Source organism: Moorena sp. SIO3I6 (genome assembly GCF_010672095.1).
Map to the genome: position 1 here is coordinate 1 of NZ_JAAHHU010001319.1, position 1426 is coordinate 1426.

General features: G+C 41.6%; 2 protein-coding genes. Both read right to left on the reverse strand.

The window, feature by feature from the left end:
- Nucleotides 1-108: 108 nt before the first annotated feature.
- Nucleotides 109-414 carry a hypothetical protein gene (locus tag F6K49_RS48940; RefSeq protein ID WP_293021511.1) on the reverse strand — a complete coding sequence of 102 codons (306 nt, stop codon included), beginning with the start codon at nucleotides 412-414 and terminating at the stop codon, nucleotides 109-111.
- A 142-nt stretch (nucleotides 415-556) separates the two neighbouring features.
- Nucleotides 557-1426 (reverse strand): RNA-guided endonuclease IscB (gene iscB / locus F6K49_RS48945; RefSeq protein WP_293109964.1); only part of this gene is annotated, 870 nt, incomplete at its 5' end.

Consider the following 1426-nt stretch of genomic DNA (forward strand, 5'->3'; position numbering starts at 1 on the left):
TTTCAGCCAGGGTTTGACTGGATTTGGTCTTATACCATTCCTGTACTTTTTCTTTGAGTGTAGCTTCAAAAGCTAGCCCACAGGTAATCCCAGCAAACAAACCAAAAATTAACAAAAAATAGGGTGGGTCTGGCCAAAAATTATACACAAATAACTCCTAATCTTCATGCTTTTAGTGCCTGTGAAGATTATTACAAAAAATGATAGCAAAGGGAATAGGGAATAGGGAATAGGGAATAGGGAATAGGGAATAGGGAATAGGGAACAGGGAGCAGGGAGCAGGGAGCAGGGAGTAGGGAAGATGGTATCAGAAATTATCACAATTCCGACACGGATTGCTAAAGCGGCGAATGCGATCCGGTAGTTGTGGTGACTATAATTTTCTAATTTACTAGGGTGGGTTAAGCGAAGCATTGATTTTTTTTCGGGCTGTAACCCACCAAATGCTATAACGTTTGGGAACCGGCGCTAATTACAATAACAACAAGTAGTCAATAGTCAGGAGTAAGTAGTCATGATCAGGAATATCGTTGTAGGCCAGGAAAATCTAGGAGCATCATTTCCAGGCAGTTCCTGGTAGGCTCTGGCAGAACCTGTAGATATATCCATCTTTTCTGTGTACCGCTGATATGTCTTGAGGTCTACAGCTTTTATAACCCTTCTCTCCTAGAGGAGTAAATCCAAAACTTCCCTTACTTCTGGGGGTTACCTTACCTATACCCAACTTCTGATGTTTGGCAATGTCCCCAGTAATCCAGCCCTTAATAGGTTTAAGTGGATTGTGCCTGATCGGGTAGCCATACTTATTGAGTGCAGCTTTCTGCCTGCCTCCGGGTCCAATACAGGTGACTAGTAGAGGTTGAGAGGTTTTCAATACCAAAGCTTCAACGTCTCCAACACAAGCAGCATCAATCCAATGCTGTTTAGGCAATCCGAAATTAATTCGGTTGTATTTAGTCTGAGCACCCGTACCAGTAACCACAGGTTTTATTCCTTTAAGTACTTTCACGATCTTATTCCTAGTCGTATTTACCGCTGCTGCATCTGATAATGGTTGTTTGGCCTTAGTTTTGATTTTTTGTAGCAGACTTGGTTTCTTTCTCAGGAAGTCTTCTACAGGCTTGTTTCCTTTTCGTTGATTGCATTTCTCGCAGGCTAAACAAAGATTACTTACTCTATTGCTTCCTCCTTTTGATTTTGGATGAATATGCTCAATCTGTAGGGGGGTATTTTGCTTGCCACAATAAGTGCATTTTCTTCCCCATTTTTCGAGTAAATACTCTCTGACTTCGTAGCCAGCTAGTTCCCCTTGCTGGTATTCAGTACCATTGATTTCAGGGTTCTGCATTTTTTGGGTATCAAACTTAACTCTTTCGACCCAAATTTCGTTGACTGGACAGAATTTAATCAAGCGTTTAACCCAAGA